Here is a 6,967-nt window from a genome sequence, read left to right as displayed (position 1 = left end):
CGCCCGGAATTCCGCCGGGTACGGCTTCCGATGCTGGCCCATGACGGCACCTCCTCTTCAAAAGAATAGGTGTCCGTTTTCCCGGGTCAACTTCAGTCAGCGGTGTGCTCTCCGCCGCTCTCAGCGACGGAATTTTGATGACTGATCGGAAAGCGGTTACCCAGTAACTTCGCCGCGACTCCGTCGTCCTCAAGGGGTCGGCGTGGCTGCTTCCACGGCATGATACTGCCCGGTGGCGCGACGGCTATCAATGCCCAGGCATGGTCAGCGAACTGCAGATACGCGTCGAAGAGGACTTCGACATATCGTGCGCCTGTCACATTCGACTCTTCACTCGCTGGCCGCCATGGACGCCGATGCGAATGCGTACCGTCAGGTCGGCGAGTGCGCGGAGGCCGTGCGAGTACATCGCCCACGCCGTCTGTGGCGCTAGCAAGTGCCCGACGTCGTAGCTAACCTGTCGTCACCGCGCCAGCAACGAGCGCAGTGTTTCGATCTCTAGCTCAATCGCATCAGATTAAAAGACGCGATATACCTGCCCTGTCTGCGCACCCTCGACACTTCGCACGTAGGCTACCGCAACTCGGCGCGCCGAAACTGGCTCAAATCCGTTGAAAAGAGGAGCATATTTGTCCTTCGTCTCGGCCACGATCCCAGCGCTTACGACGTTGATGCGGATGCCTCGAGGCATTTCCATGGAGGCGCCGAGAACGAAACCTTCCAGCCCTTTGTTAACGAGCGCTGCCGTGCTTCCTCCAACGACGGGCTGTTCGCCAATAATGCCACTCACCAAGGTGACTGAACCACCGTCCGACAAATGTTTCGCAGCATGGCGGGCCAGATTGACCTGTCCCAGCAACTTTGCATTGATACTGAAAGCCAACTGCTCCGACGTCATGGCAAGCAACGGCCCAAAATGCAATTCACCGGCTGCCGAGATAATCGCGTCGACTTGACCCGCCTTCACAAATGCATCGGCGATGCTCGCCTCATCAGTGATGTCGATACGCACATCTCCACTGCTTCGCCCAGCCCGAACGATTTCGTGCCGAGCGCCCAATTCCTTCTCAACAGCACTGCCGATTGCGCCCGAAGCGCCAACCAAAAGGATTCTCATCTCCAACCTCACTGTTCACTCAGAGTCACCACTGACTCAGCGAAATGAAGTATAAGGACGATGGGAAATGAGAAATAGCCGTTATCCGTGGAAGGTGTGTTCTCACATGAAAACAATGCTAGGCCACTCAGATCGAGCGCTAATATTCGCCGCTGTAGCGTCGGAAAATAGTATTACGCGCGCTGCAACCCGACTCGGCTGCTCGAAAGCCCATGTGAGCGCGCAGTTAACGGAGCTTGAGGCCAACCTCGGAATTCAACTCATTCACCGCACTACAAGACGTATTACCCTGACCGAAGCAGGAACGTTATATCTGGAATACGCCAGTCAGTTGCAGGCATTACTCGTTGAGGCCGAACGTGCCGTATCCGCTACGCGCGCGGAGGTGTCCGGGAGGCTACACGTCACAGTACCCACGTCGCTGGGCGAGACCGTAACTGCCGAACTTTTTCTTGCATTCTGTCAACGTTATCCAAATATCGAATTGGCTATCGACATGAGTCCGGCTCACCGAGATCTGACTGCCGAAAGATTCGATGTGGCGTTCCGTGCGACGCAATCACTGGACAATTCGCTGGTTGCTCGGCCAATTGGGGTCGTTCGGGAAATGATCGTAGCTTCACCGTCGTTACTGAGCGCACACGAATCCGTCACCTCACCCGCCGACCTTGAGCACCTGCCCTGTCTTGTGAATAGCCACTTCGGCGACAAAAACCACTGGCTGTTCTCGCGCAAAGGCGATGGCGTCTCCGTCACTGTCGGAGGCCCTGTGACCGTGAATACCTATCAGGGCATTCATCGATTCGCCCTGCTGGGCGCAGGTGCCGCGCGTTTGCCATATTATATGGTCGCGCAGGATCTGTCCGATGGTAGACTAAAGGTCGTTTGCCAAAATTGGGAAATCCCTGCTTTACCTCTTTACGTCGTCTATCCAGGACAACGACATTTGCCTTTGCGTACGCGCGCGTTTATTGATTTCGCCGTCCAGTGGTTTCAGGAACCGGTCCGACGGCAGCTGTTTAGTTGAACGCCTGCAAATCTGCGCTGTCAAGTCGCCATATCGGCTGCTCGCGTGCCGATAGGCAGCCCACCATCCCCCCGGGCTGTCTGCGAGGAAAAGTCGGAATTCACGCGTGGCTGCCTAGCTCGGCCTAGTGTCGCTGCCGCTATCCGCGCTTTATCCGGCATTGACCAGCCACATCGCTTCCAGCTTGAACTTGAGTGTGCACTGCGCCTGCTTTGCCGTGCCCGTCATCGTACGTTCGCCATCGGCCACACTTGCTTATCTCCGAAGGTCTTCCAACATCGTCGAGCCACGTGACCGTCTGGATTCGTATCGTTCGCACTTTGGAAAGGTACAGCACTTTGAGCTTCGATGCGACGAGTACAACTGATTGGCAGACGTGCGATGCCACTTCCTTGACAAACAGCGCGACGCTCCGCCCCCCGACTGTTTCTATTGTCCGAATTGTGAGTTAGCACGACAGGGGGTTTTTACCTGCGCCGACGACGGCTAGACTCCGTCTCATAGTCCGAATGGACCGAGAAATAACCGGTTCGTTCACCGGTTTAACCAAACCAGTTGGAATTTAGCCATGCTCAAATCGATTATTCCTTGCGTTGTTGTCGCGACCAGCCTTGTAGTTCCAGTTCTCTCGTTCGCGCAGAACGCTAAAGCAGTGACACGCGCCGAAGTGATCGCGGATCTCGTGCAGCTTGAGGGCGTTGGTTACATCCCGGGAAACGACCGAAACAAATATCCGGAGGGTATCGCGTTGGCGGAAGCTCGCGTTGCCGCGCAAAGGAACACAGCCTCCTCGTCGTACGGCAACGCTACCAGCGGAAGCGCAGCCTACGATACCCGCAAGCAGGGGGTACCATCGTCTAGCGGAACAAGTAGCCTGCCAACCGACCAGTGACCCGATTTTCAATTCCGCGATTCGAGATGCCCGGCGACTTCACCCGTGGCTCTGTATGCAACGTGGTGTGCGCTACTCTTCCAGCTCGATCTATATTGGGAGCACCAATGACCAGGAGAGCTCCAGTTCTGCAAGTGGTACCAAATACAAGCTGCTGACACTCGGCGCACGCTACGACTCCGAAATCGCGCGTGCCCGCTTCGGATACTCCCATGCCGACGTGACAGGTTCGGGATCGTTCTAGTCAATTGTGGGGCAGCCTGCTCAAGGTGCGAGTCTCTATGAGGCTGGTGTTGATATTCCGTTTACCTCAGCGCTTACGGTGTCGGGCGACCATCTCTACAAAAACAACTCGTCCTTCTCCAACCACACGACGGAGTACGGACTACTGGCGTCTTACACGCTCTCGAAATGAGCAGCGCCGGTTGGCAATCTTGCCTATCTGAAGAACTTCGGTGGGACGACCGAGGCTATGTACAGTGGACAACGCCCTGGCGGGTACTTATGGGGCATTGCCCAACGGCAGTCAGCTCGCAGTAACCGCTAATATTCGGCATTCTTTCTGAGTCCGCACCCGTGAACGAGACGTCCTTCCCGCGCTTTGCGTGGCAGCCGTAGGCTGAAAGCCGGGAGGACGTCAACCCGGCATAGTCACCACGCATCAGGAAAGGGGTGACGCGGTGCGTCTCAAGCGCCACATTCGCATACTCACCGGTTAAGGCACGTTCGCAGTGATACGCCTTGCGTATTCGTTCTCACACTCAAGGTCCAACGAATCGGGCCTTGACCCGGTTCATGCTGGTGATGATTCTGCGGCGGCCACCGATCACCCTTGCTCGACGTGATCTCCCGCTTGCAGCCCGAACAGCAATATATCCCTGACACCACAACCTCGTCAGCAGGACCATAAACGTCCTTCCACCAAGGCTGGTTTCCATCGCCTTTGACCAGCTTGGATCCGTTCACATACCACGCCATCGTCAACTCCTTCGTATTGTGCAAAAATTCATAAAATTGTGCGCCGGCAGCCGAAGATTCGACATCATTTCGCATCAGAAGAACGAGTCGGGGCGCAACGCCGTTCGCCTCGGATGACGAGATTCTTCTCCACTTTTCGTCCGAAAGCATGATCAGTTTCGGCACAGACCGGCGACACGTGAAAAGCTGGGCTCATCGCCTCAGGATCTGAGCTAGGAAAATCCAAACGATTCGTTCCAAAGACATTGCTCGCGTCGTGACTATGGCTATCGTTCGATACTCAATACGGCCCCGAGTGTCCGATAGCATGATCACCTGGAAAAAGAGGCCGACCGGATTGGAGGTCGGCCTAAAAGTCCCGGCACTTACGAGGCCTGTCGCACCGGAACACGAGAGACAAAATGAGACACTTGCTGACGGTTCGAATGTCAAGGCAAGTGAGACATTAAAGTAGCGCCGCCTGGTGGACGACTGACGAATTCCTAGCGTACGCCACGCAGCTCCAACGATATACGGCTCGTCTCAACTCACCCAGCTGGCCCCTGACCGAGGGCGGAGAGGATGTCATTGGTAAGTTCAAACATTGCCGAGTGATAGTCGGCAGGCAAAGGCATGTCGTCCATGAATGACGCTGAGTCTTCAACGACCTGCCGAAATGACCGACTGATCTCTCCGCGCTGCGAATTCGTGAGCTGTGGGAGGGTTGCGTCAAGGAATTTACCGAGTACCATTGACCGTGCGCCAAGAATGCTCGCTGTCTTTGTGTTGGCGGTCACGAGCCTGCTCATCCGGCTCAGCCATTCGTCAGAATCGTTCATTTCCCAACCTCGCTCAGAATGCCTGCCAGTCTGCAGCACCGCAGTCTTTCGCGACCTCAGAGCCCCGATTCGCGGCGGCGACAGGCAACATCTTTGTCGACGTTGCGCGGGAAAGTTTGCGAACTGCAGGCGCAGACCGGTGCGGTTCGCTTGGCGGCGCGATTAACCTGGACGCCGATGGTCCCGTATCACCTACTTTGAAGACTGCCACCGCATCACGCAGTTCCTGCGACTGCTGGGCCAACGACTGAGCCGCCGCCGAAGCCTCTTCTACCAGCGCCGCGTTCTGCTGCGTCACATGATCCATTTGGCTAACTGCGGTATTGACCTGCTCGATACCACTGCTCTGCTCGTCCGACGCCGATGAGATTTCGCCCACAATATCGGTTACGCGCTTCACCGATTCCACGATTTCACCAATCGTGCTGCCCGCTTCCTCGACAAGTTTCGTACCGGCGTCGACCCGATGCAGCGACTCGCTAATGAGGTCCTTGATTTCCTTCGCAGCAGTGGCGCTGCGTTGAGCGAGCGTGCGCACCTCGCCGGCCACGACAGCGAAGCCCCGCCCCTGTTCGCCAGCGCGCGCGGCCTCGACTGCGGCATTGAGTGCCAGGATGTTGGTCTGGAACGCGATACCCTCAATCACACCGATGATCTCGGACATTCTGGCGGAACTACCTGATATCTCTTGCATCGTCTCGACAACACGACCAACCACTTCACCGCCGCGCCGTGCGTTATCCGATGCGGTGTTGGCAAGTGTCGTTGCCTGCCTTGCATTATCTGCATTATGACGGACCGTACTGGTCAGCTCTTCCATGCTGGAAGCGGTTTCCTCCAACGATGCGGCTTGCTCCTCGGTGCGCTGGGACAGATCAGCGTTACCTTGCGCTATTTCGCTGGCGGCCACGGAGATCGATCCACTGGAGGTCTGGATTCCTCGCACAATCGTCGTCAGTTGGTCCTTCATCACGCCCAAAGAGAACATCAGACTACTGCGATCATCTGGTCTCAATCGAACATCCGTACGCAGATTACCGGCTGCAATTTCGCTAGCGAGTGCTGCGGCGACACGCGGCTCTGCACCGAGTTGCCTCGCCACGCCGCGTGCAATAGTCACCGCCAGAATCAAAGCGGCGGCTGCCGAAACGACGATCAGTCCGATCACGAGAACAACAGAACGCGAATAGGCCTTGTCTGCAGCCGCACCCTCGCGTTTCGCCTCATTGCTGTCGAAGTCGACAATGGTCTTAACATCCTTGTCGATACCATAACGAAGCTCAAGCGCTCGACCTCGCGTGAGTTCAAGTGCCTCCGCCAGCTTGTCTTGCCCGCCCAATGTCCGAACCTGCTGGTCAATTTGAAGATACTGTGACATCAGCGTCTGGATGTCTGAAAATGCGGCCTTCTCCTCCGGAGCATTTATACGTTTCTCGTATTCAGCCGCAGCTCGCTCATAATCACCGATACTGATCTTGATCCGCTCGTCTGCGGTCTGAACTGCGGCGGGCGACGGAGCAACCCCGGTGGCGTACTCGCCGAGCCGGATGTTCAGAAGCGCAGTCTGCATCTGCAGACTGCTACGCACAGCCGGCAGCCAGTTATCACGTAGTTGAGCGATGTGCACGTTTTGCGCGTTCATCTGGAACAGGCTGAACGCACCCAGACCAATCAGCAGAACGATCACGGCGGAGAAGCCCAGCATCAGCTGAGTCGACATTCTGAGACTCTTCATGAATTGCATCAACGATTCCTTTATTTAGTGAACGCAGTACGCAAGCAGTACCCTTGTCAGCTAACGTCGCATTGATACTGCTGAAATTCCCCGGCTATTCATCAAAAGTTGAACCAACTGGAGAAGTCAGATGCAGCCTTGTCCGGCGACTAGCAGACCACGTCGGCCGAGCACAATTGCATGCTACGAAGTCTCCTACCATCGGGCAAGCGTTTACTTGACGGCGTACATAGTTAATTCGGCACTTAGAACCCTTAACAAAATGATCTATTGGGTCTGTTAACTTCCAACGATTGCTGTTAACCTCATCATTGTTTCGGTGACGAGGAGGCCATGGCCAAACCGATACTCGATGATGAATTGTGGGCTCTCATTGAACCAGACTGTGTGAAAACGCGCG

At 55.9% G+C, this 6,967-nt stretch carries 5 protein-coding genes; 2 read left to right on the top strand and 3 right to left on the bottom strand.

Translation table 11 applies throughout. From position 1 onward, the window contains the following. Positions 1-517: 517 nt before the first annotated feature. Complete coding sequence (locus P3T21_RS22645; protein WP_429258172.1) at positions 518-1,117, bottom strand: short chain dehydrogenase; 600 nt, start codon at positions 1,115-1,117, stop codon at positions 518-520. Positions 1,118-1,223: 106 nt separating this feature from the next. On the opposite strand from P3T21_RS22645, the gene P3T21_RS22640 reads away from it, so the two are divergent. Continuing rightward, entirely contained in the window at positions 1,224-2,144 is a 921-nt protein-coding gene (locus P3T21_RS22640) for a LysR substrate-binding domain-containing protein (RefSeq protein ID WP_429258171.1), read from the top strand. Positions 2,145-2,712: 568 nt separating this feature from the next. Next, positions 2,713-3,036 carry a DUF4148 domain-containing protein gene (locus tag P3T21_RS22635; protein ID WP_429258170.1) on the top strand — a complete coding sequence of 108 codons (324 nt, stop codon included), beginning with the start codon at positions 2,713-2,715 and terminating at the stop codon, positions 3,034-3,036. Between the two features lie 1,505 nt (positions 3,037-4,541). On the opposite strand, the gene P3T21_RS22630 is transcribed toward P3T21_RS22635, so the two are convergent. Together P3T21_RS22630 and P3T21_RS22625 are read right to left on the bottom strand one after the other, a co-directional pair. Beyond that, positions 4,542-4,832 (bottom strand): hypothetical protein, encoded by a 291-nt coding sequence (locus P3T21_RS22630; RefSeq protein WP_429258169.1) that lies wholly within the window; start codon positions 4,830-4,832, stop codon positions 4,542-4,544. 13 nt (positions 4,833-4,845) lie between these two features. Continuing rightward, the gene (locus P3T21_RS22625) at positions 4,846-6,576 is read right to left on the bottom strand and encodes a methyl-accepting chemotaxis protein (protein WP_429258168.1); all 1,731 of its coding nucleotides are present in this window, start codon (positions 6,574-6,576) and stop codon (positions 4,846-4,848) included. Between the last annotated feature and the right edge of the window lie 391 nt (positions 6,577-6,967).

The sequence above is a fragment of the Paraburkholderia sp. GAS334 genome (assembly GCF_050436625.1).
Lineage (GTDB): Bacteria > Pseudomonadota > Gammaproteobacteria > Burkholderiales > Burkholderiaceae > Paraburkholderia.
Note: the sequence above shows the minus strand (reverse complement) of the source record. Positions and strands in the feature narration are given on the sequence as shown.